The sequence below is a fragment of the Streptomyces sp. NBC_01237 genome (assembly GCF_035917275.1).
GTDB lineage: Bacteria > Actinomycetota > Actinomycetes > Streptomycetales > Streptomycetaceae > Streptomyces.
Genome location: NZ_CP108508.1, coordinates 5,482,347 through 5,505,675, shown reverse-complemented (window position 1 = coordinate 5,505,675; position 23,329 = coordinate 5,482,347). Strand labels below are relative to the sequence as shown.

The 23,329-nt window shown below is 70.3% G+C and carries 23 protein-coding genes; 11 read left to right on the top strand and 12 right to left on the bottom strand.

Features of this window, described 5'->3' with window-relative positions; all coding sequences use genetic code 11:
* Positions 1-77 precede the first annotated feature (77 nt).
* Positions 78-1,340 (top strand): nucleotide sugar dehydrogenase, encoded by a 1,263-nt coding sequence (locus tag OG251_RS24755; protein WP_073718298.1) that lies wholly within the window; start codon positions 78-80, stop codon positions 1,338-1,340.
* A 140-nt stretch (positions 1,341-1,480) separates the two neighbouring features.
* Positions 1,481-2,092, top strand: coding sequence for a hypothetical protein (locus OG251_RS24750; protein ID WP_326679196.1), 612 nt, complete (start codon positions 1,481-1,483; stop codon positions 2,090-2,092).
* Positions 2,093-2,224: 132 nt separating this feature from the next.
* On the opposite strand, the gene OG251_RS24745 is transcribed toward OG251_RS24750, so the two are convergent.
* The 4 genes from OG251_RS24745 to OG251_RS24730 all read right to left on the bottom strand — a co-directional run bounded on the left by OG251_RS24745 (position 2,225) and on the right by OG251_RS24730 (position 6,648).
* A complete protein-coding gene (locus OG251_RS24745) occupies positions 2,225-3,349 on the bottom strand; it encodes a GuaB3 family IMP dehydrogenase-related protein (RefSeq protein WP_003966886.1) in 1,125 nt (374 codons plus the stop codon).
* A 105-nt stretch (positions 3,350-3,454) separates the two neighbouring features.
* Positions 3,455-4,957, bottom strand: a complete 1,503-nt coding sequence (gene guaB, locus OG251_RS24740; RefSeq protein ID WP_266803325.1) for an IMP dehydrogenase — start codon at positions 4,955-4,957, stop codon at positions 3,455-3,457.
* A 214-nt stretch (positions 4,958-5,171) separates the two neighbouring features.
* On the bottom strand, positions 5,172-5,747 hold the full coding sequence (locus tag OG251_RS24735; RefSeq protein WP_030084428.1) for a sigma-70 family RNA polymerase sigma factor: 576 nt from the start codon (positions 5,745-5,747) through the stop codon (positions 5,172-5,174).
* 289 nt (positions 5,748-6,036) lie between these two features.
* Positions 6,037-6,648, bottom strand: coding sequence for a response regulator transcription factor (locus OG251_RS24730; protein WP_003948568.1), 612 nt, complete (start codon positions 6,646-6,648; stop codon positions 6,037-6,039).
* 421 nt (positions 6,649-7,069) lie between these two features.
* Between OG251_RS24730 and OG251_RS24725 the strand changes: the two genes are divergently transcribed.
* Positions 7,070-7,402: a WhiB family transcriptional regulator gene (locus OG251_RS24725; RefSeq protein WP_073718302.1), complete on the top strand. Its 333-nt coding sequence runs from the start codon at positions 7,070-7,072 to the stop codon at positions 7,400-7,402.
* A gap of 108 nt (positions 7,403-7,510) precedes the next feature.
* Here OG251_RS24725 and OG251_RS24720 read toward each other — a convergent pair whose 3' ends face one another.
* Positions 7,511-8,401 (bottom strand): LysR family transcriptional regulator, encoded by an 891-nt coding sequence (locus OG251_RS24720; RefSeq protein ID WP_326679195.1) that lies wholly within the window; start codon positions 8,399-8,401, stop codon positions 7,511-7,513.
* A gap of 117 nt (positions 8,402-8,518) precedes the next feature.
* Here OG251_RS24720 and OG251_RS24715 point away from each other — a divergent pair, with 117 nt between their 5' ends.
* Together OG251_RS24715 and OG251_RS24710 are read left to right on the top strand one after the other, a co-directional pair.
* Entirely contained in the window at positions 8,519-9,211 is a 693-nt protein-coding gene (locus OG251_RS24715) for an MOSC domain-containing protein (RefSeq protein WP_326679194.1), read from the top strand.
* Positions 9,212-9,303: 92 nt separating this feature from the next.
* Positions 9,304-10,077: an SDR family NAD(P)-dependent oxidoreductase gene (locus tag OG251_RS24710; RefSeq protein ID WP_326679193.1), complete on the top strand. Its 774-nt coding sequence runs from the start codon at positions 9,304-9,306 to the stop codon at positions 10,075-10,077.
* 86 nt (positions 10,078-10,163) lie between these two features.
* On the opposite strand, the gene OG251_RS24705 is transcribed toward OG251_RS24710, so the two are convergent.
* Positions 10,164-11,702, bottom strand: a complete 1,539-nt coding sequence (locus tag OG251_RS24705; protein ID WP_326679192.1) for a right-handed parallel beta-helix repeat-containing protein — start codon at positions 11,700-11,702, stop codon at positions 10,164-10,166.
* Between the two features lie 48 nt (positions 11,703-11,750).
* Positions 11,751-11,885: a hypothetical protein gene (locus tag OG251_RS24700; protein ID WP_326679191.1), complete on the bottom strand. Its 135-nt coding sequence runs from the start codon at positions 11,883-11,885 to the stop codon at positions 11,751-11,753.
* An 89-nt stretch (positions 11,886-11,974) separates the two neighbouring features.
* Here OG251_RS24700 and OG251_RS24695 point away from each other — a divergent pair, with 89 nt between their 5' ends.
* The 5 genes from OG251_RS24695 (at position 11,975) to OG251_RS24675 (ending at position 17,396) form a co-directional block, all read left to right on the top strand.
* Positions 11,975-13,105: a substrate-binding domain-containing protein gene (locus OG251_RS24695; protein ID WP_326679190.1), complete on the top strand. Its 1,131-nt coding sequence runs from the start codon at positions 11,975-11,977 to the stop codon at positions 13,103-13,105.
* A 145-nt stretch (positions 13,106-13,250) separates the two neighbouring features.
* Entirely contained in the window at positions 13,251-14,579 is a 1,329-nt protein-coding gene (locus OG251_RS24690; protein ID WP_326679189.1) for an ABC transporter substrate-binding protein, read from the top strand.
* The gene (locus tag OG251_RS24685; RefSeq protein WP_326679188.1) at positions 14,579-15,472 is read left to right on the top strand and encodes a carbohydrate ABC transporter permease; all 894 of its coding nucleotides are present in this window, start codon (positions 14,579-14,581) and stop codon (positions 15,470-15,472) included. Before OG251_RS24690 ends, OG251_RS24685 begins: the two co-directional genes overlap by 1 nt.
* Positions 15,469-16,323: a carbohydrate ABC transporter permease gene (locus OG251_RS24680; protein ID WP_326679187.1), complete on the top strand. Its 855-nt coding sequence runs from the start codon at positions 15,469-15,471 to the stop codon at positions 16,321-16,323. Before OG251_RS24685 ends, OG251_RS24680 begins: the two co-directional genes overlap by 4 nt.
* A 44-nt stretch (positions 16,324-16,367) precedes the next feature.
* Positions 16,368-17,396 (top strand): hydroxyacid dehydrogenase, encoded by a 1,029-nt coding sequence (locus OG251_RS24675; protein ID WP_326679186.1) that lies wholly within the window; start codon positions 16,368-16,370, stop codon positions 17,394-17,396.
* A gap of 438 nt (positions 17,397-17,834) precedes the next feature.
* Here the strand turns inward: OG251_RS24675 and groL are convergent, their stop codons facing one another.
* The 4 genes from groL to OG251_RS24655 form a co-directional block, all read right to left on the bottom strand.
* Positions 17,835-19,457, bottom strand: coding sequence for a chaperonin GroEL (gene groL, locus OG251_RS24670; RefSeq protein WP_073718310.1), 1,623 nt, complete (start codon positions 19,455-19,457; stop codon positions 17,835-17,837).
* Between the two features lie 100 nt (positions 19,458-19,557).
* Entirely contained in the window at positions 19,558-19,866 is a 309-nt protein-coding gene (gene groES / locus OG251_RS24665; protein WP_003966899.1) for a co-chaperone GroES, read from the bottom strand.
* 154 nt (positions 19,867-20,020) lie between these two features.
* On the bottom strand, positions 20,021-20,281 hold the full coding sequence (locus OG251_RS24660) for a hypothetical protein (RefSeq protein ID WP_326679185.1): 261 nt from the start codon (positions 20,279-20,281) through the stop codon (positions 20,021-20,023).
* Positions 20,278-21,258: a polysaccharide deacetylase family protein gene (locus tag OG251_RS24655; RefSeq protein WP_326679184.1), complete on the bottom strand. Its 981-nt coding sequence runs from the start codon at positions 21,256-21,258 to the stop codon at positions 20,278-20,280. The genes OG251_RS24660 and OG251_RS24655 overlap by 4 nt, the downstream gene beginning before the upstream one ends.
* 98 nt (positions 21,259-21,356) lie before the next feature.
* On the opposite strand from OG251_RS24655, the gene OG251_RS24650 reads away from it, so the two are divergent.
* Positions 21,357-22,589, top strand: a complete 1,233-nt coding sequence (locus OG251_RS24650; RefSeq protein ID WP_326679183.1) for a class I SAM-dependent methyltransferase — start codon at positions 21,357-21,359, stop codon at positions 22,587-22,589.
* 12 nt (positions 22,590-22,601) lie between these two features.
* On the opposite strand, the gene OG251_RS24645 is transcribed toward OG251_RS24650, so the two are convergent.
* Positions 22,602-23,261 carry a hypothetical protein gene (locus tag OG251_RS24645; RefSeq protein ID WP_326679182.1) on the bottom strand — a complete coding sequence of 220 codons (660 nt, stop codon included), beginning with the start codon at positions 23,259-23,261 and terminating at the stop codon, positions 22,602-22,604.
* Positions 23,262-23,329: the final 68 nt, after the last annotated feature.

The window sequence follows — 23,329 nt, the reverse complement described above, 5'->3', positions numbered from 1 at the left end:
ACGCCTAGTCTGACATTGCACTGTCCCCAGCAGTTGCGCTTTCTGTCTTCTTGGTCTTAGGGAAGGACGGCCTCGACATGCCCGCAGACCTCGCCGTCATCGGACTCGGTCACCTCGGCCTGCCCCTCGCCCAGGCCGCCGTCGCCGCCGGCATCGACACCGTCGGTTACGACACCGACCCACGCCCCTGCACGGAACTCGCCGCGGGCCGCACCCCCGTCGAGGGCTCCCTCACCGCCTCCGACATCCGCCGGATGCTTTCCGGGGGCTTCCGTCCCACCACCAGCGCGGCCGAACTGGGCCGGGTCCGTACCGCCGTGATCTGCTCCCCGACCCCGCTCGGCGCCGACCGCACCCTCGACCTCACCGCCCTCGGTGACGCGGCCCGCGCACTGGCCGCCCGGCTGCGCCCGCACACCACCGTCCTGCTGGAATCGGCCGTCCCCCCGGGCACCACCGAGAACTTCCTGCTCCCGCTCCTCGAAGAGGGCTCGGGCCTGCGCGCCGGACGCGACTTCCACCTCGCCTGCTCGCCCAGCCGGCTCGACCCCGGCAACCGCACCCACGTCTACGCCAACACCCCCAAGGTCATCGGCGGCCTCACCCCCGCGTGCACCGAGTCGGCCGCCGCCTTCTACGGCCGGCTCACCGACAAGGTCGTCCGGGCCCGCGGCCCGCGCGAGGCCGAGATGACGAAGGTCCTGGAGACCAACTTCCGGCACGTCAACATCGCCCTCGTCAACGAGATGGCGGTGCTCTGCCACGACCTCGGCGTCGATCTGTGGGACGTCATCCGGTGCGCCGAGACCAAGCCCTTCGGCTTCCAGCCCTTCCGCCCCGGCCCCGGCGTCGGCGGCCACGGCTCCCCGGTCGACCCCGGCTACCTCCCGTACAGCACGCGCACCCCCGGCCACCCGTTGCGCATGGTCTCGCTGGCCCAGGAGATCAACGACCGGATGCCGAGCTATGTGATCCAGCGCTGCGCGACCCTGCTGAACGAGCACGGGAAGTCCGTACGCGGCGCCCGGGTCCTGCTCCTCGGCGTCACCTACAAGCCGGACAGCGCCGATCAGGAGGCATCCCCCGCCCGTGAGATCGCGACACGGCTGATGGACATGGGCGCGCAGATCGGCTACCACGACCCGCATGTCCTGGACTGGCGGGTACGCGAACTCCCCGTCCCGCGCGCCGACTCGCTGTACGAGGCCGCCGCCAGCGCCGACCTGACCCTGCTGCTCCAGCAGCACCGGACGTACGACCTCCAGGGCCTCGCGGTGAAGGCCCAACTCCTCCTGGACACCCGGGGCGCCACTCCGGCCGGAGCCGCGCACCGGCTCTGAAGCGGTCCCCCGACGGACACCGAACCCCTTCCAGGCCAGCCGCCCCAACGATTTCGGTGGGCGTTGTCGGAACCTGCTGCTAGCCTGCGGCGTCACATCTCGCACAGTCGTGCGGATACGTCCCCAGGGGGAGAACCACCGTGAGCCAGCCCGTGCCACCGCCCAACCAGCCCCAGCAGCCTTACGGCGGCCAGCCCGCCGACGGGAACCCGTACGCGAGCCAGCCGCAGCCCGGTGCCCCGGCCGGCAACCCGTACGGCCAGCAGCCGGCCGCCCCCACCGGCAACCCCTTCGCGGCCCAGCAGCCCGGCCAGTTCGGCGGCGGCGCCCCCTTCGCCCCGGCACCCCCGGCGCGCAACAACATCGGGCTCGGTGTGCTCGCCGCGCTGGGCGCCGCGATCCTCGCGGGCATCCTGTACGGCGTGATCGCGGGCTCCATCGAGCGCGAGGTCGGCTACGCCGCGGTCGGCGTCGGCTTCCTCGTCGGCTTCGCGGCGAGCAAGGTCGGCGGGAGCAACCCGGCCGTCATCGGCGCGGCGGCCCTCTTCTCCCTCGGCGGCGTCTACCTCGGCCAGCTCGTCGGCATGTCGATGATCATGGCGGACGTGGCGGGCATGTCGTTCTCCGAGGTCTTCTTCGACCACTTCGACGTGGTGACGAAGCTCTGGAAGGAAGAGTCCGACTTCATGACCTACCTCTTCCTCGCGCTCGGCCCGATCGCCGCGATCGGTGGCGCCAAGAAGGCCGGCTGACACCCGCCGCCCACCCGGACGGACCGGCGGCGCCGCACCGCGCCCCGGACGACGGCATTCGGCACACGGAAGGGCCCGGACCACGACGAGTGGTCCGGGCCCTTCCTCGCGTACGCCCGAGGGCGTCCGGCGTCAGCGGCGGTGCTGCGAGTCCGCCACCGTCACCTCGACGCGCTGGAACTCCTTGAGGTCGCTGTAGCCCGTGGTGGCCATCGCACGGCGCAGCGCGCCGAAGATGTTCATCGAGCCGTCGGGGGTGTGCGAAGGCCCGGTGAGGACCTCCTCCGTCGTCCCGACCGAGCCCAGGTCCACCAGCTTGCCGCGCGGCACGTCCTCGTGGACCGCCTCCATGCCCCAGTGCCGGCCACGCCCCGGGGCGTCCGTCGCACGGGCCAGCGGGGAGCCCATCATCACGGCGTCCGCACCGCAGGCGATGGCCTTCGGCAGGTCGCCGGACCAGCCGACGCCGCCGTCCGCGATGACGTGCACGTAGCGGCCACCGGACTCGTCCATGTAGTCACGGCGGGCCCCGGCCACATCGGCGACCGCGGTCGCCATCGGGACCTGGATGCCGAAGACGTTGCGCGTGGTGTGCGCGGCGCCGCCACCGAAGCCGACGAGGACACCGGCCGCGCCGGTGCGCATCAGGTGCAGGGCCGCGGTGTACGTGGCGCAGCCGCCGACGATCACCGGGACGTCCAGCTCGTAGATGAACTGCTTCAGGTTGAGCGGCTCGGCCGCACCCGAGACATGCTCGGCGGAGACCGTCGTACCGCGGATGACGAAGATGTCCACACCCGCGTCGACGACGGCCTTGGAGAACTGCGCGGTGCGCTGCGGCGAGAGCGCGGCGGCGGTGACGACCCCGGAGTCGCGCACCTCCTTGATGCGCTGCCCGATCAGCTCCTCCTGGATGGGGGCGGCGTAGATCTCCTGGAGCCTGCGGGTCGCGGACTCGACGGGCATCTCGGCGATCTCGTCGAGCAGCGGCTGCGGGTCGGCGTGCCGGGTCCACAGCCCTTCCAGGTTGAGAACGCCCAGGCCGCCGAGCTCGCCGATCCGGATGGCGTGCTGCGGGGAGACCACGGAGTCCATGGGAGCGGCCAGGAACGGCAGCTCGAAGCGGTAGGCGTCGATCTGCCAGGCGATCGAGACCTCCTTCGGGTCGCGCGTGCGGCGGCTCGGTACGACGGCGATGTCGTCGAATGCGTACGCCCGGCGGCCGCGCTTGCCGCGCCCGATCTCGATCTCAGTCACGATGATGTGGCCTTTCCCTCTACGTCTGCGCTGACCAGTATCCCCGACACACACGTGAGGGGCGGTCCCGGGAACACCGGTCCGCCCCTCACCTGCGGTGATGCGTTACTTCCTGCTGTAGTTCGGCGCTTCGACCGTCATCTGGATGTCGTGCGGGTGGCTCTCCTTGAGACCCGCCGAGGTGATCCGTACGAACCGGCCGTTGGCCTGGAGCTCCGGGACGGTGCGGCCGCCGACGTAGAACATCGACTGGCGCAGACCGCCGGTGAGCTGGTGGACGACCGCGGAGAGCGGACCCCGGTAGGGCACCTGGCCCTCGATGCCTTCGGGGACCAGCTTCTCGTCGGAGGCGACACCCTCCTGGAAGTACCGGTCCTTGGAGAAGGACTTGCGGTCGCCACGGGTCTGCATCGCGGCCAGCGACCCCATGCCGCGGTACGACTTGAACTGCTTGCCGTTGATGAACAGCAGCTCGCCCGGGGACTCCTCGCAGCCCGCGAGCAGCGAGCCGAGCATCACGGTGTCCGCTCCGGCCACCAGGGCCTTGGCGATGTCACCGGAATACTGGAGGCCGCCGTCGCCGATGACCGGGACACCGGCCGCCTTGGCGGCGAGGGACGCCTCGTAGATCGCGGTGACCTGCGGGACGCCGATACCGGCGACCACGCGGGTGGTGCAGATGGAGCCGGGGCCGACGCCGACCTTGATGCCGTCCACACCGGCGTCGATCAGCGCCTGGGCCCCGTCACGGGTGGCGATGTTGCCGCCGATGACATCGACCGTCCCGTTCGACTTGATCTTGGCGACCATGTCGCCGACCAGCCGGGAGTGACCGTGGGCGGTGTCGACGACGATGAAGTCGACGCCCGCCTCGATGAGCGCCTGGGCGCGCTCGTAGGCGTCGCCCGCGACACCGACGGCCGCGCCGACGAGCAGCCGGCCTTCCTTGTCCTTGGCCGCGTTCGGGTACTTCTCGGCCTTGACGAAGTCCTTGACGGTGATGAGGCCCTTGAGGACACCCGACTCGTCGACCAGCGGCAGCTTCTCGATCTTGTGGCGGCGCAGCAGCTCCATGGCGTCCACGCCGGAGATGCCGACCTTGCCCGTGACCAGCGGCATCGGCGTCATGACCTCGCGCACCTGGCGCGTACGGTCGGGCTCGAAGGCCATGTCACGGTTGGTGACGATGCCGAGGAGCTTGCCCGCCGGGTCGGTGACCGGGACACCGCTGATGCGGAACTTGGCGCACAGGTCGTTGGCCTCGCTGAGCGTGGCATCGGGGTGCACCGTGATCGGGTCGGTGACCATGCCGGACTCGGAGCGCTTGACCAGGTCGACCTGGTTGGCCTGGTCGGCGATGGAGAGGTTGCGGTGCAGTACGCCCGCGCCACCCTGCCGGGCCATGGCGATCGCCATGCGTGCTTCGGTGACCTTGTCCATCGCCGCGGAGAGCAGCGGGATGTTCACCCGCACGTTCTTCGAGATGTACGAGGAGGTATCGATCTGATCGGGCGCCATGTCGGACGCGCCGGGCAGCAGCAGCACGTCGTCGTATGTCAGCCCGAGCGTCGCGAATTTCTCGGGCACTCCGTCGACGTTTGCAGTCATGACACCTTCCCCAAATGGCCTTGATCGGTGCGGATGTCCATGCTAACGGGCTCCACGGGTGTCTCATTCCACGATCAAGATCAGTTAGAACTTTTGTCAGTTCCTACGACACATTCTCCGGCCTCGCCGACACGCTTTTCCGGCCCCGTGACACGTCTCCCGATCCCGATCCTGATCTCGATCCCGGTCGCGGTCCGGTCGCGGTCCTGCGGCCCTACTGCTCGGCGAGAGCCCGCAGTCTGCTCAGCGCGCGGTGCTGGGCGACCCGGACCGCGCCCGGCGACATCCCGAGCATCTGTCCGGTCTCCTCGGCGGTCAGCCCGACCGCGACCCGCAGGACCAGCAGTTCGCGCTGATTCTCCGGGAGGTTGGCGAGGAGCTTCTTCGCCCAGGCGGCATCGCTGCTGAGCAGCGCACGCTCCTCGGGGCCGAGCGAATCGTCGGGCCGCTCCGGCATCTCGTCGGAGGGGACGGCCGTCGATCCCGGGTGCCGCATGGCGGCACGCTGGAGGTCGGCGACCTTGTGGCCCGCGATGGCGAAGACGAAGGCCTCGAAGGGTCTGCCGGTGTCCTTGTAGCGCGGCAGCGCCATCAGCACCGCGACGCAGACCTCCTGCGCGAGGTCCTCCACGAAGTGGCGAGCATCACCGGGCAGCCGGTTCAGCCGGGACCTGCAATAGCGCAGGGCGAGGGGGTGGACATGGGCCAGCAGATCGTGGGTGGCCTGCGCGTCGCCGTCGACGGCACGGTGCACCAGAGCACCGATCACCGTTGTCTCGTCGTCGCGCATCGGACCATGGTGCCTTGGTGCCGCCTGGTCCGCTCCACCGCGTCCTGAGTTGTGCACCGAAGCGTTATGAGCGGGTGCGCCGGATGTCATGTCCTGCGCCCTCCCCTTCCGCTCGTCCGAATCGTTCCTGAGGAACTCCACGACTCAAGGATGCGTCATCGGCCGGGAAGCGTCACACAGCGCTGGTACGGAGGGTCCGGCGACGGGCTTCATGGCCCTCGCCGGTCCCGTCACCCCGTCCGCCGGTGTGCGGACGGGGACGGCCTCGGCCACCGGGGACGGCCCGCCCTCAGCGGACCAGACCCCAACGGAAGCCGAGCGCCACGGCATGGGCACGGTCCGAGGCGCCGAGCTTCTTGAACAGCCGCCTGGCGTGCGTCTTCACCGTGTCCTCGGAGAGGAAGAGCTCGCGCCCGATCTCCGCGTTGGAACGGCCGTGACTCATGCCTTCGAGCACCTGGATCTCCCGCGCGGTGAGCGTCGGGGCCGCACCCATCTCGGCGGACCGCAGCCGGCGCGGGGCGAGCCGCCACGTCGGATCGGCCAGCGCCTGGGTCACGGTGGCCCGCAGCTCCGCGCGCGAGGCGTCCTTGTGCAGATAGCCGCGGGCACCGGCGGCGACCGCGAGCGCGACCCCGTCCAGGTCCTCGGCGACGGTCAGCATGATGATCCGGGCCCCGGGATCCGCGGAGAGCAGCCGCCGGACCGTCTCCACACCCCCCAGACCGGGCATGCGTACGTCCATCAGAATCAGATCCGAACGATCGGCTCCCCAGCGGCGGAGGACTTCCTCGCCGTTGGCCGCCGTCGTCACGCGCTCGACGCCGGGCACAGTGGCCACCGCGCGACGGAGCGCTTCTCGGGCAAGCGGGGAGTCGTCGCAGACGAGGACGGATGTCATGACCGTCCTCCGCAGCTGATGCGCGTCACCTTGAGCCTCCAGGCTGATACAAGTCGTCACCTGTGCGGTTGACCCCCTCGGACATGTGCCCGAGCTCGATCTCCGTCAACCGCCTCCGCACTCTCAACGATGGTCACTCGAAAGAGTTACGGGTCGGACCGTCGGGTTCGGCACTCTACGTGAAGGGCCGGACACGGAGGAGAGCGGCGCGGTTGATCCAGCCGTCAACCTCATCTTCACCTGAAGGCATGCCCTATTTGGCGGGTTTTCTTCCCTTTTGCTGGTGTCTGTGGCTAGATTCGCAATCAGTCATATTTACATCTACTAAGACCGTAGATGTACGGTCGGAACTCCGGCCACCGAAGATCCGGACGGTCGAGGATGCCGTTTCCGACACAGCACGGTTTCGAGGGGACAAGCAATGGCAGATTTCTCCCGCCTTCCCGGACCCAACGCAGACCTGTGGGACTGGCAGCTGCTGGCCGCGTGCCGGGGGGTCGACAGCTCACTGTTCTTCCACCCGGAAGGTGAGCGCGGGGCGGCCCGGAGCGCTCGCGAGACCTCGGCGAAAGAGGTGTGCATGCGCTGCCCGGTACGGGCCGAGTGCGCGGCGCACGCGCTGGCGGTACGGGAGCCCTACGGAGTGTGGGGCGGCCTGACCGAGGACGAGCGCGAAGAGCTGATGGGCCGGGCACGCAACCGGCTGATCGCGGCGACCCCGTCGGGCGTCGCCTCCGGACCGGGACACGCCTGACACCCGAGCCCGCCCCACTGAAGCAGAAACGTTTCTCCGTACGCCGCCCGCCCGGAGCGGTCGCTCGGCGCGCGGCGGTTCGGCGCGCGCCGCTCCGCGTACGGCGGTTCAGCGCGCGGCCGCCAGGGACAGCTGGTCCAGGGTGGCCGCCACCGCCGGCACCCGGGCCAGGTCCGGCAGGGTCAGCGCCACGATCTCGCGCTCGATGGCCGGTTCCACCGTGATGGTGCGGGCCCCCTTGGGGCGTACCGACTCGATCGCCAGCTCCGGCAGGACCGCCACGCCCAGACCCGCGCCCACCAGGCCCATCACCGCCGGGTAGTCGTCGGTGGCGAAGTCGATCCGCGGGGTGAAGCCGGACTCCTCGCAGACCTCCACCAGCTGACGGCGGCAGCGCGGACAGCCGGCGATCCACGGCTCCTCGGCCAGTTCGCCGATGCCCACGGTCTCCGCGCCGGCCAGCCGGTGCCCGTCCGGAACCAGGCCGATCAGCCGGTCGGTGAGCAGGGGGCGCACGACCAGGTCGTCCCACTCGCCGCCGGAGGTCCCGTACCGGAACGCGAGGGCGATGTCGCAGTCGCCGTCGCGCAGCATCTCCACCGAACGGGGCGGTTCGGCCTCCACCAGGGAGACCCGGGTGCCGGGGTGCTCGGCGCGCATCGCGGCGAGGGCGCCGGGGACCAGGGTGGAACTGCCGCTGGGGAACGAGACGAGCCGCACCCGGCCCGCCCGCAGCCCGGCGATCGCGGCGACCTCCTCCTCGGCCGCGGTCAGCCCGGCCAGGATTCCGGAGGCGTGCCGCACCAGTGCCTCACCCGCCTGGGTGAGGCGCATCTCGCGGCCCGTACGGATCAGCAGCGTGGTGCCGGCGGAGGACTCCAGGGCCTTCATCTGCTGGCTGACGGCGGGCTGTGTGCAGCCCAGCTCGCGGGCGGCGGCGGAGAACGAGCCGGTGGTGGCCACGGCGCGCAGGACACGGAGATGACGGGCTTCGATCACTCCCCCACCATAAGCGATTCTTGTAGCGTCGGCGAATTAATGGCTGGTTACTTTGGGGGCTGATTGGCCACGGGCTGTCCCACCAGGGATGACGGGACAGCCCTTAGCGTGTACGGCATGAAGCTGCTGACCGTAAATGTGGGCCGCCCCCGCGCCTCCGCGCACTCCGAAGGCGTCACCGGGATCGACAAACGGCCTGTCGAGGGGCCGGTACAGGTCACCGATCCCGGCCCCAAGCACATCGGCGGCAGCGGGGTCGCCGGGGACGCGGTGTGCGATCTGCGGCACCACGGCGGCAGCGACCAGGCGGTGTACGCCTTCGCCCGCGAGGAACTGGATGCCTGGGAGCGGGCACTGGGCGGCCGGACGCTGGCCAACGGGGCGTTCGGCGAGAACCTGACGACCCTGGGCGTCGACGTGAGCGGCGCGAGGATCGGGGAGCGCTGGCGGATCGGCTCCGGCCTGCTCCTGGAGGTGACCTCGGGCCGCATCCCGTGCCGGACGTTCGCGGGTCACCTCGGTGAGAAGGGGTGGGTCAAGCGGTTCACCGAGGCGGCCGCCCCGGGCGCGTACCTGCGGGTGATCGAACCGGGCACCATCCGGGCGGGTGATCCGGTCGAGATCGTGCACCGCCCGGACCACGAGGTCACGGTGGCTCTGCAGTTCAGGGCGGTGACGACCGAACGGGATCTGCTGCCGGGCCTGTTGGCCGCCGGTGACGCGCTGCACCCCGAGGCGCTGCGCAGGGCGCGGGAGTACGCCGCGCAGGCCGGGGCCGACGGGAACACCGGGCGGGCCACGGCCGACTAGGCCGTGCCGGGCGGCGGAGGTTGTGCCGGGCGGCGGCAGGGGCCGCCGGGCGGGTGATCCGGGGGTGCGTGAAGGGCACTAACGTGCCGCGTATGACGACTGCACTGATTACGGGCGCGACGGCGGGGATCGGGGCCGCCTTCGCGCGGCGGCTCGCGGGCGACGGGCACAACCTGGTGCTGGTGGCCCGCGACACCGAGCGGCTGCGGGTCCAGGCCACCGAACTGCACGACCGGCACGGCATCGAGGCCGAGGTGCTGAGTGCCGATCTGTCCGAGGACACCGGGATCGCGGCCGTCGAGGCGCGGCTGGAGGATCACCGGCACCCGGTCGATCTGCTGGTCAACAACGCGGGGTTCGGCAGCAAGGGGCGCTATCTGGACACGCCCATGTCCGATGAGCTGACGATGCTGAAGGTGCACTGCGAGGCCGTGCTGCGGCTGACGTCGGCCGCCGCGGCCGGGATGCGGGAGCGGGGCCGGGGCGGGGTGATCAACGTGGCCTCCGTCGCGGCGTTCCTGCCGCGCGGGACGTACGGGGCGTCGAAGGCGTGGGTCGTGCAGTTCACCCAGGGAGCCTCGAAGGACCTGGCCGAGTCCGGCGTACGGCTGATGGCGCTGTGTCCCGGTTTCGTGCGGACGGAGTTCCATGAGCGGGCCGGGATGGGGACGGGCAACATCCCGGGCTGGATGTGGCTGGACGCCGACAAGGTGGTGGCGTCGGCACTCGCGGATCTGGCGCGCGGCAGGTCGGTGTCGATCCCGGACCCGCGCTACAAGGCGCTGATGGGGCTGGTCAAGGTCACGCCTCGCGGCCTGCTCGGAGGGGTCTCCTCCAGGACAGGCCGCAAGTACGGACCCCAGTGAGTGGGCGGTTACCGGCGCCAGGGGCTCTCCGGGTGTTACCCCTGTTACGTGTGGTGCCCGTGGTACGGGCTGGGGCGCGGGGCCCGTTATCTGACGCCGCGGCCCGCGTAGGCACCGATGTTGGGGGCGCCGGGCTTCAGCCTGTTGCCGAAGTAGTCCTTGCCGCCGTTGTTCTCGATCACGGTTCCGGCGGCGAGGGCGGGCGAGCCCTTGCCCAGCCGGAAGTCGGGGCGCAGCTTCGGGTCGGCGGTGATGCCACCGGGGTTGGGGCGGGTCATGTCGATGCCGTAGAACGCGTTGTGGTCGAAGGAGAGGCCGGCGGTCGGGTTCTTGAAGGCGTAGCCGCCGGTGCCTTCGCTCACGAAGACGTTGTTGCGGATGGACAGTTCGTGCTGCGTGGTGGCGGGGCTTCCGGCGTCGTCCTGGACGAGGTGACCGGGCACTGTCTCCGCGCTGTTGACGAAGGTGTTGTTGTAGATCCGGGTGTCGAGGATCGGGCCCCAGCAGTTCTGGATGAGGCGCGCGCCGTCGTTGCGGCTGACGTTGTAGCGGGCGACCGTGCCAATGGTTTTGGCTCCGCTGTAGGGGCAGACCAGCAGGAAGCCGCCCTTGTTGTCGTGGCTGTAGTTGTACTGGAAGACGGTGTTCCGCGAGGCGCCGTCGGCGTCGAAGGACATGCCGTCGTGGGTGTTTCCGCCGCCCGAGACGTCGTTGTACTCGACGGTCGTGTCGTCGGTGTTGAAGGTCCAGATGCCCGCGTTGGCGGAGGGCGAGCGGAGCTGGAAGCCGTCGATCCTGTTGTGGTCGACGCGGGCGCCGCTGGTGGTGTCCAGCTTCATGCCGTCGCCCGCCAGGGACTTCAGCGTGTTGTGGTGGATACGGACGCCGGTGCTGGGCGTCCACTCCCCCGGGTAGACGTTCGGGTCCTGCTGCTCGCCGACCAGATCGCGCTTGGAGAAGGTGGACTTGAAGTAGATGCCCTCGCGGTCGACGTTCTCGATCCGGTTGTAGCCGATGTCGAGACCGTCGTACCGGCTGGCCTTCGCCTTGCCCTCGACGGCGATGTGGATGGCGCTGGAGCCGGTGAGCGTCTTGAAGTCGCCGCCGCGCACGTCATGGATGTAGAGACCCGAGACGCTGAAGCCGCGGGCGGTGCCGTAGTCGGTGAGACGCAGGCGTACGCCGTTGCGCTCGCTGCCGGGGTTGTCGGCGTTGGTGATCTCCAGGGCCTTGAGATGGACGTACTGCGTGTTGGAGAGCAGGACGACATCGTGGGCGCCCGCGCCGTCGAGCTTGGCGCGGGCGGACCCGTGGCCGTAGTCGGCGATGGTGAACGGGGCGCGGGCGGAGCCGCCGCCCTGCGGGGCGAGGGTGCCGGTGCAGGTGGCACCGCGCCGGAAGAGCAGCCGGTCGCCGGGGCCGTAGGTCTGGGCGTTCGCCTCGTCGAGACCGGTCCAGGGCCGTGCCCTGCTGCCGTCGGCCGCTGTCGTACCGGGGGTGGCGGAGCAGTCGACGTGGTGGGTACGGCCGGTGGGCGCGGCCTGCGCGGTGCCCGTTCCCGCGGCGGTCAGCCCGGCGGCGGCGGTCAGGGCAGCGAGCGCGGCTGCGGTGACGCGGTGTCTCACAATTCCTCCGTACGAACAGTCAGGGTCGGTTCGGATCGGTCGGTCGGATCAGCCGATCGGATCGGTCGGCCGGCCGGGATCGGTCGCATGGCTCGGATCGCTCGATCGGTCGGCATCGCCGGAATCCTGGACGCCGATTGATCGAACGTCAATGGATTGCGTTTGAATGATCGAAACTGCCATCGTTCGATCACGCTGGACTAGGGTCGGGACAGGGCTCCGGGAGTGGCCGGACCGGAGACCGGGTCACACATTGCGAGGGGACTGCTGCCGTGCGCGAAAGTGCTGCTGAACGCCATGACCGACTGCTGGAGCTGGTACGCGAACGGGGCTCGGCCCGGGTCTCGGACCTCGCCTCCCAGCTGGGGGTCTCCCCCGTCACGATCCGCCGGGACGTCGAGGACCTGGCGGTACGGGGCCTGCTCGACCGGGTGCACGGTTCCGTGTCCTGGCCGCAGGACGCCGTGCCCCCGCCCGGCGCCGCCACCGGTCCGGGCGCCACCGGCCCCGGCGGCGCGGGCGCGGGCAGCGGCCTGGTCCTCGGCATGCTCGCACCCTCCGCGACGTACTACTTCGCCGAGGTGATCCGCGGGGCGCACGAGGCCGCCGCGCGGGCCGGGGCCCGGCTGATCCTGCGCATCTCCGACTACCGGCCCGAGGAGGACCACGCCCGCACCGAGGGCCTCCTCGCGGCGGGCGCCGAGGGAATGCTCGTCGCGCCCGGGTGGCGGCGGCCCGGCGACCCGGCGGCGTTCGGCGACTGGATCACCTCGCTGCCCGTGCCCACCGTGCTCCTGGAACGGCAGCCCGCGGCCGGCTCCCCGCTCGACGCCCTGGACCGGGTCTGCTCGGACCATGGCCACGGGGTGCTGCTGGCCGTGCGCCACCTGGTGGACCTGGGCCACGGGGCACCGCTGCTGATGGCCCGCGCCGACTCCCCGACAGCGGTGGCCGTGCGCTCCGGGTACGAGGAGGCGCTGCGCATCCTGGGACTGCGCGCCCCGCAGGACGTGATCGATTCCGTACCGGCGGAGCTGGCGCCGGAGGGCTTCGAGGACGCGGTGCTGGCACTGCGCGACGCGGTCCGGTCGGGGGTGGCCACGGCGGCGCTGATCCACAACGACGTGGACGCGATCCAGGTGGTGCAGCGACTGGCCGAGCTGGGCGTCCGGGTGCCGGACGACCTGGCGCTGATCGCGTACGACGACGAGGTGGCGGCGCTCGCCGACACCCCGCTCACGGCGGTCGCCCCGCCCAAGCGCGAGGTGGGGAGGCACGCCACGGAGCTGCTGGTGGAGCGGCTGACGCGGGCCCGCGGCGCGGGCGGCGCCGCCCCGCGCCGGCATCTGACGCTGCTCCCCGAACTGCGGGTCAGGTCCTCCTGCGGGCACCCGCTGAGGTAGGCCGCCGGGCCCCTCCGCGACCACTTCCGTTCGTAACTTATTTGATCTTTTTTCGATCAATCAATCTTTCGCTCTTGACTTCGGTCACGGCTGGTTCAAGGATCACGGCCAACGCCAATGTCGTCGCCTGTTCAGGAGCCACGCTGTGAGCCGCAGTCGGAGCAGAACGTCCCATGTCATAGTCGGCGCCGCCACCGCCCTCGCCGTTCTCACGGCCTGCGGCGGCAGCGGTGACGACTCCGCAGCCCCCGGAAGTGACGGAAAGCCCGTCAGCGTCACCTTCTGGGGCTGGGCCAAGGGATCCAAGGAGGTCGTTGACGCGTTCAACGCCTCGCACAAGAACATCAAGGTCGTCTACGAGGAGATCCCCTCCGGCAACGCGGGCGGCTACGCCAAGATCTCCAACGCGGTGAAGGCGGGCAACGCCCCCGACCTGGTCAGCATCGAGTACCCGCAGCTGCCCGAGTTCGTCAGCCAGGGCGCGCTCCAGGACATCAGCTCGTACGTCACCGACGACGTCAAGAAGAAGCTGCTGCCGCAGGCGGTGGAGCTGACCACGCTGGGCGGCAAGAACTGGGCCGTTCCGTTCGACGCCTCGCCGCAGGCGTTCTACTACCGCCAGGACCTGTTCAAGAAGTACGGCGTCGAGGTCCCCACCACGTGGGACGACTTCCGCAAGGCGGCCGAGAAGGTCAAGCAGGCCGACAAGAAGGCCCGTATCGGCACCTTCTTCCCGGACGACCCGACCACCTTCCAGGCGATGGCCTGGCAGGCCGGGGCCCAGTGGTACAAGGCCGAGGGCGACACCTGGAAGGTCTCCACCAAGGACGCGGCCACCACCAAGGTCGCCGACTACTGGCAGGGACTGCTCGACGACGACCTGATCCGGGCCAACGCCTCCTTCAGCCCGGAGTGGACCAACTCCCTCAAGAACGGCGGCACCGTCGGCTACCTCGGCGCCGCCTGGGGCGCGGGCGTCCTGAAGGGCACGCTGCCCGAGCAGAGCGGCAAGTGGGCGGTCGCCCCGATGCCCAGCTGGGACGGCAAGCCGGCCAGCGGCATGCTCGGCGGCTCCACCTTCGCGGTGTCCAAGAACAGCAAGAAGGCGAAGGCCGCCGTCGAGTTCGCGACCTGGATGTCCACCACCGAGGACGGCATCAAGGCCCGTATCGAATCCGGCACGTCGAGCGCCTTCCCGGCCGCGGCCGAGCTGCGTCCCGTCGCGAAGAAGTCGTTCGACGCGAGTTTCTACGGCGGTACGGACATCTACCAGGTGTTCGAGGGCGCCGCGACGTCCATCGGCCAGAACTGGGCCTGGGGCCCGACGACCGGCACATCCAACACCGTGATCAAGGACCAGTTCGGCAAGGTCGCCAGCGGCGGTTCGACGATCGCCGAAGCCGTGCAGGCGGGCCATGACGCCACCGTCGCCGAGCTCAAGAAGCGCGGCCTGAAGGTCGAGGACGCCGGCTGATGAAGCGCGCCCGGACAACCAGAGCCGCCGCCGTCCTGCTGGGGCCCTTCTTCGTACTGTTCACCTTGGCCATGCTCGTGCCGATCGGATACGCGGTCTGGCTCAGCCTGTTCACCGAGAAGCAGTCCGGACTGGGCTTCGGCGGTACCGAGACCGTCTTCAGCGGCCTCGACAACTACGCGGCGGCGCTGGGCGACCGGGCCTTCCGCGAGGGCTTCGGCGTCCTGCTCGGATACTGCCTGTTCTACATTCCGCTGCTGCTCATCGGGGCCCTCGCCCTCGCCCTGCTGCTGGACTCCACGCTGGCCCGTGCCCGCCGGTTCTTCCAGCTCGCGCTCTTCCTGCCGCACGCCGTGCCCGGCATCATCGCCGCGCTGATCTGGGTCTACCTCTACACACCCCAGCTCAGCCCGGTCGTCAGCGCCATGGAGTCCGGGGGGATCGGCTTCGACTTCTTCTCCCCCGAAGGCGCTCTCCCCTCCATCGTGAACATCGCGCTGTGGGAATGGCTCGGCTACAACATGGTGATCTTCTACGCCGCGCTCCAGGCCATCGACCGGTCCGTACTCGAAGCGGCCACGGTCGACGGTGCGGGTACCTGGCGGATCGCCCTGTCCATCAAGGTCCCGCTGATCCGCGCCTCCGTGGCGATGGTCGCGCTGTTCACGATCATCGGCTCGCTCCAGCTGTTCACCGAACCGCTGATCCTCAACAAGGGAACGGGCTCCGCCGTCTCCTCCACCTGGACGCCGAACATGTACGCGTACACCGCGGCCTTCGAGCGCAACGACTACGGGCTCGCCGCGGCCGCCTCCATCCTGCTGGCCCTCACCGCCGCGCTGCTCTCCTTCGTCGTCACCCGCTTCACCGGCCGGAAGGGCAAGAAGGCATGAACTCATCGACTCGCCCCAGCCGTTGGATGTCCAAGACGGCGGTCAACGGCTTCCTGCTCCTCGCGGTCGTCTACATGCTCTTCCCCCTCGTCTGGCTGGTCACCGCCGCCACGAAGGACACCGGCGGCCTGCTCGCGGGCAACGCCTTCTCCTTCGACGGCTTCAACCTCGGCGAGAACCTGTCGAACCTCGCCTCCTACGGCGACGGCATCTACTTCCGCTGGTACCTCAACAGCCTCCTGTACGCCGGCGGCGGCGCGATCGTCTGCTCGCTGATCTGCGTCGCCGCGGGCTACGCCTTCGACAAGTACGAATTCCGGGGCAAGGAGAAGCTGTTCGGCCTGGTCCTGATGGGCGTGCTGGTGCCCACCACCGCGCTGGCCCTGCCGATGTATCTCCTGGCGTCCAAGATCGGGCTGGTCAACACCTACTGGTCGGTGCTGATCCCGGTGCTGGTCAACCCGTTCGGTGTGTATCTCGCGCGGGTGTTCTGCACCGGCTACATCCCGAACGAGGCGCTGGAGGCCGCCCGGATCGACGGGGCGGGAGAGCTGCGCACCTTCTGGTCGATCGGTCTGCCCATGGTCATGCCGGGCTTCGTGACGGTCTTCCTCTTCCAGTTCACCGCGATCTGGAACAACTTCTTCCTCCCCCTGGTGATGCTGTCGGACCGCAAGCTCTTCCCGTTGAGCCTCGGTCTCTACTCCTGGAACACCAACACCCACGGCGAGCCGAGCTTCTACCCGCTCGTCGTCACCGGCTCCCTCCTCGCCGTCATCCCCCTGATCGTCGCCTTCGTCTCGCTGCAACGGCACTGGAAGGCGGGCCTGACCGCCGGAAGCGTCAAGTGACCGTCGGACCGCCCGCGCGAGCCCTGAGGAGTACGAGTCCCACCATGCCCCACGCCACTGACAACCGGCCGAAGGCCCTGCTGGCGATGGCTCCCGGCATCGCCGAACGCCTCCTCGCCGCACACCACCGCACCCGGCTGACCGCCCTCACCCGGACGGACCCCCGGCTCGTCGGCCACGACCTGGCCGCTCCGACGCCCGAGGTGGCCGCCGCGCTCGCCGAGGCCGAGGTGCTGTTCACCTGCTGGGGCGCGACCCCGCTCACCGCCGAGGTACTGGCCGCCGCCCCGCGGCTGCGCGCCGTCGTACACGCCGCGGGGTCGGTGAAGCACCACATCACCGACGCCTGCTGGGAACGCGGGATCGCCGTCACCTCGGCGGCGGGGGCGAACGCGCTGCCGGTCGCCGAATACACGGTGGCCGCGGTGCTCTTCGCCAACAAGCGCGTCCTGCACTCGGCCCGGCGCTACCGCGAGCTGCGCACCGACCACGACTGGCTCCACGAGCTGGACGCCACCGGCAACTACCGCCGTACCGTCGGCATCGTCGGAGCGTCCCGCATCGGCCGCCGGGTGATCGAACTGCTGCGGCCGTTCGATCTGGACGTGGCGCTCTACGACCCGTACGTCGGTGCCGAGGAGGCGGCCTCGCTGGGTGTCCGCTCCGCGTCGCTGGCGCAGGTGTGCGCGGACAGCTCGGTCCTCTCCGTCCACGCGCCGCAGCTCCCGGCCACGCACCACCTCATCGGCGCGGAGCAGTTGGCGCTGCTGCCGGACGGGGCGACGCTGATCAACACGGCGCGGGGTTCGCTGGTGGACGAGGACGCGCTGCTGCCGGAGCTGGTGAGCGGGCGGCTGCACGCGGTGCTGGATGTCACGGAGCCCGAACTCCCGGCGGCGCAGTCCCCGTTGTACGACCTGCCGAACGTTCTGCTGACCCCGCACGTCGCGGGGTCGCTGGGCAATGAGCTGCATCGGATGGCCGACCAGTCGCTGGACGAGCTGGAACGCTTCGCCCGGGGACTGCCGTTCGCGGATCCGGTGACGCCGGGGGCGCTCCGCCACTCGGCGTGACCCCTCGGGGCTCCGCCCCGGACCCCGGTCCTCAAACGCCGGACAGGCTGAAAGATGCCCTCAATCGCCGGGCGGGCTCAATAAACCGAGCCCCCCGAAAACCCAGCCCCTCCGGTAATTGAGGAGCAGAGGTCCGGGGGGCAGTGCCCCCAAAACCCAGCCCCTCCGGCGATTGAGGAGCAGGCGTCCGGGGACAGCCCCCCGAAAACCCAGCCCCTCCGGCGATTGAGGAGCAGGCGTCCGGGGACAGCCCCCCGAAAACCCAGCCCCTCCGGCGATTGAGGAGCAGGCGTCCGGGGGCAGTGCCCCCAAAACCCAGCCCCTCCGGCGATTGAGGAGCAGGGGTCCGGGGACAGCGCACCCGGCAGGGTGGAACGCACCGAGGCCCGGTGCCCCCGCGACGGGGGTACCGGGCCTCGGTGTCGTGCCGGGTGCGTACTAGTGGGAGTGCCCGTGGCCGTGACCGGCGTCGGACTCGTCCTCGGCCGGCTTCTCGACGACCAGGGTCTCGGTCGTGAGCAGCAGCGACGCGATCGACGCGGCGTTCTCCAGCGCGGAGCGGGTGACCTTGACCGGGTCGATGACGCCGGCCTTCACCAGGTCGCCGTACTCGCCGGTGGCCGCGTTGAAGCCCTGGCCCTTGTCGAGCTCGGCGACCTTCGAGGTGATGACGTAACCCTCGAGGCCCGCGTTCTCGGCGATCCAGCGCAGCGGCTCGACGGCGGCGCGGCGCACGACCGCGACACCGGTGGCCTCGTCGCCGGTCTTGCCGAGGTTGCCCTCAAGGACCTTGACGGCGTGGACCAGAGCGGAGCCACCACCGGAGACGATGCCCTCCTCGACCGCGGCGCGGGTCGCGGAGATGGCGTCCTCCAGACGGTGCTTCTTCTCCTTGAGCTCCACCTCGGTGGCGGCACCGACACGGATCACGCACACGCCGCCGGCCAGCTTCGCGAGGCGCTCCTGGAGCTTCTCGCGGTCCCAGTCGGAGTCCGTGGACTCGATCTCGGCCTTGATCTGGTTGACGCGGCCCTTGACGTCGTCGGAGTTGCCCCCGCCGTCGACGATGGTCGTGTCGTCCTTGGAGACGGTGACGCGGCGGGCGGTGCCCAGCACGTCGAGACCGGCGCCGTCGAGCTTGAGGCCGACCTCTTCGGCGATGACGGTCGCACCGGTGAGGGTGGCGATGTCACCGAGCATGGCCTTGCGGCGGTCACCGAAGCCCGGGGCCTTCACCGCGACGGCGTTGAAGGTGCCACGGATCTTGTTGACGACGAGGGTGGAGAGCGCCTCGCCCTCGACGTCCTCGGCGATGATCAGGAGCGGCTTGGAGGCGCCGGCCTGGATGACCTTCTCCAGCAGCGGGAGCAGCTCCTGGATGGAGCCGATCTTGCCCTGGTGGATCAGGATGTACGGGTCGTCGAGGACGGCCTCCATACGCTCCTGGTCGGTCACCATGTACGGGGACAGGTAGCCCTTGTCGAAGGCCATGCCCTCGGTGAACTCAAGGTCCAGACCGAAGGTGTTGGACTCCTCGACGGTGATGACACCGTCCTTGCCGACCTTGTCCATCGCGTCCGCGATGAGCTCGCCGACCTGGGTGTCCTGCGCGGAGAGCGCGGCCACGGCGGCGATGTCGGACTTGTCGTCGATCGGGCGGGCGGTCGCGAGGAGCTCCTCGGACACGGCCTTGACCGCGGCGTCGATGCCCTTCTTCAGGGAGGCCGGGGACGCGCCCGCGGCGACGTTGCGCAGACCCTCGCGGACGAGCGCCTGGGCCAGCACGGTGGCGGTGGTGGTGCCGTCACCCGCTACGTCGTTGGTCTTGGTCGCCACCTCCTTCACGAGCTGGGCACCGAGGTTCTCGTACGGGTCGTCGAGCTCGACCTCGCGCGCGATGGTGACACCGTCGTTGGTGATGGTGGGAGCGCCGAACTTCTTGTCGATGACGACGTTGCGGCCCTTGGGGCCGATCGTCACCTTGACCGTGTCGGCAAGCTTGTTGACGCCGCGCTCAAGGGCGCGACGGGCGTCCTCGTCGAACTTCAGAATCTTCGCCATGGGCTGAATCTTTCCCTCTCGAACGAACTGCGCCCCTCGCCGCCCGGCTAGTTATTTCGCAGGGGACCAGGGGCGCAGAACAGAAGCAAACGTGGGTGAATTACTTCTCGACGATCGCGAGGACGTCGCGCGCCGAGAGGACGAGGTACTCCTCGCCGTTGTACTTCACCTCGGTGCCGCCGTACTTGCTGTACAGAACGACATCGCCGGTCTTGACGTCGAGCGGAAGACGCTCGCCGTTCTCGAAGCGGCCCGGGCCCACGGCCAGGACGACGCCCTCCTGGGGCTTCTCCTTGGCAGTGTCCGGAATGACCAGGCCGGAAGCCGTGGTCTGCTCGGCGTCGAGCGGCTGGACCACAATGCGGTCCTCAAGCGGCTTGATCGCAACCTTGGAGCTGGTGGTCGACACGATCCGGTCTCCCCCTTCGGAGATCTCACGGGGTTTAACAGTCTTTGGTCGGCGACCAGGTCGATCCGTCGTCGCGGGTGCCGGACCTGCCCTGTCGCACAGTGGTGCTGGCACTCTCCAGGGGGGAGTGCCAGACCCGAGACTATGACCGCGATTAGCACTCGGTCAAGCGGAGTGCCAATTCACCACCCTCGCGTCGTGCGGCGAGCCGGAGCGGGAGGGGGCGCCGGCCGCACGCGCCGCGACTGCCCTTGGCCACGGTGGCCTTGGGCGACGGCGACCGCGGGCCGACCTTCTGGGCCGCCTTGCGCCCCAGCCGTTCGATGGGGTCCACCGACTGCGCGCAGCCCGCGGTGACGGTGAACAGCGCACCGGCCGTCAGCAGTGCGGCCAGCAGCCGGTGCGCGCGGCTCATACGTAGTCCTCCAGCCTGGCCACCGCGTACCCCTTGTCGGTGATCGTCTTCATGACCCGGCGGATCATGTCCGCCATGGAGCCCTTCCAGTCCTCGCGTCCCCGGAAGTGGGTCAGGACGATGTCTCCGGGGTGCAGGTCCCGGTCCCACTCGCGCCACTCCATGTGGTCGGGGAACGCCTCGGCGGACCACAGGGGTACGGCGGTGACCCCGCAGGACTTCGCGACGACCAGGGTGTCGCGGTTGTAGTTGCCGTACGGCGGCCTGAAGAGGGTGGGCCGCTTCCCGTAGCGCTTCTGGATCTTCGCCTGCTGGTCGCAGATCTCCGTCCGCTGTTCCTCGCGGGAGAGTCCGGGCAGATAGCGGTGGTTGAGCGTGTGGTTGTTGAGGGTGACTCCGAGCTTCTGCATCTTCGCGAAGTAGTCGTAGTCGTCGTTGATCACGTAGTCGCTGAGGAAGGCGCTGTAGGGGATGTCGAGTTCGGTCATCATCCGCAGCAGCTCGGGGTCCTTCTCCGCCCCGTCGTCCATGGTGAGGAAGACGATCCGCTCCTTGGTGGGCACAGTGGTGAAGACGGGCGGCAGCGCGTCCCCGTCCGTGACCTCGAAGCCCTCGCGGGAGGTGATGCGCGGTTTCACGGCGGGGGGCGCGGGGGCGGGCAGCGGCACCGCGGCCAGCCCCCACTTCTTCGCGGCGACGGCCCGGGCCGCCTGTTTGCGCTTGAGCTCCTGGGCGTACGTGTCCGGGGCGCGGGCGGGTCCGGCCTGCCGGGCCGGGCCGCCCGGCTGCCCGGCGGCCGGCCCGCCCCGCTGACCGGCGGTGGGCTCGGCCGACCCGCCGGGGGTGCCCGCGCCACCGCCGTCCGATCCTGCGGCGCATCCGGAGCCGACGGCGGCGACCAGCAGGGCCGCCAGGACCATGTGACCCGGTCTGCGCCTCTTCGTGGTCAATTTTTCTTTTTGTCGTACTGGCTGCATGGCGCCGCATCCTGCCAGCCCGTCACCGGGCCCCCGCCCCGACACCGCCGCCGGGCTCGCCCGGTCCCCCGGCTGGCTCACAGCCGGCCTGGCTCACAATGGGCCGGGTGAACGCAACTACCCCCACCGGCCCCGCCGGCCCCACGGACCCGCTCGCCGCCTTCGCCGCCCTGCGCACGCCCGAGGGCGCCGAGCTGCTGGCCGGGCTGCGGGACCACGACCCCGCGCGGGAGCTGGCCACCGCGACCCGGCTGCGCCGTTCGCACCCCGCGGATCTGGTGTCGGCGGCCCTGGGGCAGGCACGGCTGCGGCAGCGGGCGGTGGCGAAGTTCGGTGCCGAGGACGCGCACCGGATGTTCTTCACACCGAACGGCGTCGAGCAGGCCACCCGTACGTCGGTCGCGACGTACCGCGCCGAACGGTTCGCGCGGCTCGGCGGCGTACGGAGCGTCGCGGACCTGTGCTGCGGGATCGGCGGCGACGCGATCGCCCTGGCCCGCGCCGGAATCCGTGTGCTCGCCGTGGACCGCGATCCGCTGACCGCCGAGGTCGCCCGCGCCAACGCCGCGGCGCTCGGTCTGGCGGACCTGATCGAGGTGCGGTGCGCCGATGTCACGGAGATCGACACCTCCCCGTACGACGCGGTCTTCGTCGACCCGGCGCGGCGCGGCGGACGGGGCCGGATCTTCGATCCGGAGGCGTACTCACCGCCGCTGTCCTGGGCGACCGCCGCCGCGCTGAAGGCCCCCAGGGCGGCGCTGAAGATCGCCCCCGGCGTCCCGCACGAGGCGATCGGGCCGCGGGCGGAGGCGGAGTGGATCTCGGACGGCGGCGACGTCAAGGAGGCGGTGCTCTGGTTCGGCGAGGGCTTCGCGCCCGGCTCGTTCCGGGCGACGCTCCTGCCCTCGGCGGCGACGCTGGTCGCCGCCGCCCCGCTCCCCGCCCCGCCCGTCGGCCCCGTCGCCCGCTATCTGTACGAGCCGGACGGCGCCGTCATCCGCGCCCACCTGGTCGCCGACATCGTGGAGCGGTGCGGTGGGTGGCTGATCGACGAGACGATCGCGTACGTCACGAGCGAGACGCCGTACGAGTCGCCCTACACGACCGCGTACGAGATCACCGACCGGCTCCCGTTCGGCATGAAGAAGCTGAAGGCCCTGCTGCGGGAGCGGGAGGTCGGCGTACTGACCGTCAAGAAGCGCGGCTCGGCGGTCGAACCGGAGGAACTGCGCCGCCGCATGAAGCTTCGGGGGCCGCACTCGGCCACCGTGTTCCTGACCCGGGTGGCCGGTGCCCCGACGATGCTGATCGGCCACCCCGTGGACCGATGAGCCGGTGAGGTGTCAGCCGTGCGGTCCGCCGCCCGCCGGCACCCGCGGCCGGGACACGGCTCCGATCAGGACCCGCACCACCCAACGGCGGTGGGTGAGCGCCTTGGTGATGCCGATCAGACCGGCCACCCAGGCGATGAGGCCGACGCCCATGAGGAGGACGACCAGGCCGTACGGGTCACCGGCCGTGGCGCCCGCCGGTCCGGCCGTGCACGCGAACAGGCCGACCGCGCACAGCACGAAGGACGCCAGCAGCCAGGCGAGACTGGCTCCGGGCCTGCGCAGTCGCAGGTCGCGGGCCGGGTCGCGGTCCAGCGCGCCCCATTCCAGGAGCAGTTGACGGACCCTCCGGTCCCGGGACAGGCCCAGCGCGACGAAGACGGCGGACGGCACCAGGAGTGCGACGCCGATGACGAGGCTGACCAGGGCACCGATGGCGCTGATCACGTCGTACGTCTGCTCGAACATGATGAGCCCGGTCCCCACGAGGGACCAGCCGAGCGCGGCGAGCGCCGCCCACATCCACAGCAACCCGAGCCGCCCCGGCCCCACATGCATCCTGACCAGCTCGCCCAGGACCACGTCCCGGTCGGCGAGCAGCGCTTCGCGGTCGGGCCAGGAGCGGATCTCCACGGGCGGCGGGGACGGCGGCAGCGGCGAACGGCGTGACATGACCCAGACACTACCGGCGGGTCACTCCCCCCCCTCCAACCGTTACCTGTTAAAAGCTCCTTCTGGTA

Bases quoted from the DNA above. Each gene is read 5' to 3' on its own strand.
- OG251_RS24660 (WP_326679185.1), bottom strand. From the start codon at position 20,281: ATGAGCCGCGCGCACCGGCTGCTGGCCGCACTGCTGACGGCCGGTGCG.
- OG251_RS24755 (WP_073718298.1), top strand. From the start codon at position 78: ATGCCCGCAGACCTCGCCGTCATCGGACTCGGTCACCTCGGCCTGCCC.
- OG251_RS24655 (WP_326679184.1), bottom strand. From the start codon at position 21,258: ATGCAGCCAGTACGACAAAAAGAAAAATTGACCACGAAGAGGCGCAGA.
- OG251_RS24700 (WP_326679191.1), bottom strand. From the start codon at position 11,885: ATGGCAGTTTCGATCATTCAAACGCAATCCATTGACGTTCGATCAATC.
- OG251_RS24645 (WP_326679182.1), bottom strand. From the start codon at position 23,261: ATGTCACGCCGTTCGCCGCTGCCGCCGTCCCCGCCGCCCGTGGAGATC.
- OG251_RS24735 (WP_030084428.1), bottom strand. From the start codon at position 5,747: ATGCGCGACGACGAGACAACGGTGATCGGTGCTCTGGTGCACCGTGCC.
- OG251_RS24685 (WP_326679188.1), top strand. From the start codon at position 14,579: ATGAAGCGCGCCCGGACAACCAGAGCCGCCGCCGTCCTGCTGGGGCCC.
- OG251_RS24715 (WP_326679194.1), top strand. From the start codon at position 8,519: ATGAAGCTGCTGACCGTAAATGTGGGCCGCCCCCGCGCCTCCGCGCAC.
- OG251_RS24710 (WP_326679193.1), top strand. From the start codon at position 9,304: ATGACGACTGCACTGATTACGGGCGCGACGGCGGGGATCGGGGCCGCC.
- OG251_RS24730 (WP_003948568.1), bottom strand. From the start codon at position 6,648: ATGACATCCGTCCTCGTCTGCGACGACTCCCCGCTTGCCCGAGAAGCG.
- OG251_RS24680 (WP_326679187.1), top strand. From the start codon at position 15,469: ATGAACTCATCGACTCGCCCCAGCCGTTGGATGTCCAAGACGGCGGTC.
- guaB (WP_266803325.1), bottom strand. From the start codon at position 4,957: ATGACTGCAAACGTCGACGGAGTGCCCGAGAAATTCGCGACGCTCGGG.
- OG251_RS24675 (WP_326679186.1), top strand. From the start codon at position 16,368: ATGCCCCACGCCACTGACAACCGGCCGAAGGCCCTGCTGGCGATGGCT.
- OG251_RS24650 (WP_326679183.1), top strand. From the start codon at position 21,357: ATGGGCCGGGTGAACGCAACTACCCCCACCGGCCCCGCCGGCCCCACG.
- OG251_RS24725 (WP_073718302.1), top strand. From the start codon at position 7,070: ATGGCAGATTTCTCCCGCCTTCCCGGACCCAACGCAGACCTGTGGGAC.
- groL (WP_073718310.1), bottom strand. From the start codon at position 19,457: ATGGCGAAGATTCTGAAGTTCGACGAGGACGCCCGTCGCGCCCTTGAG.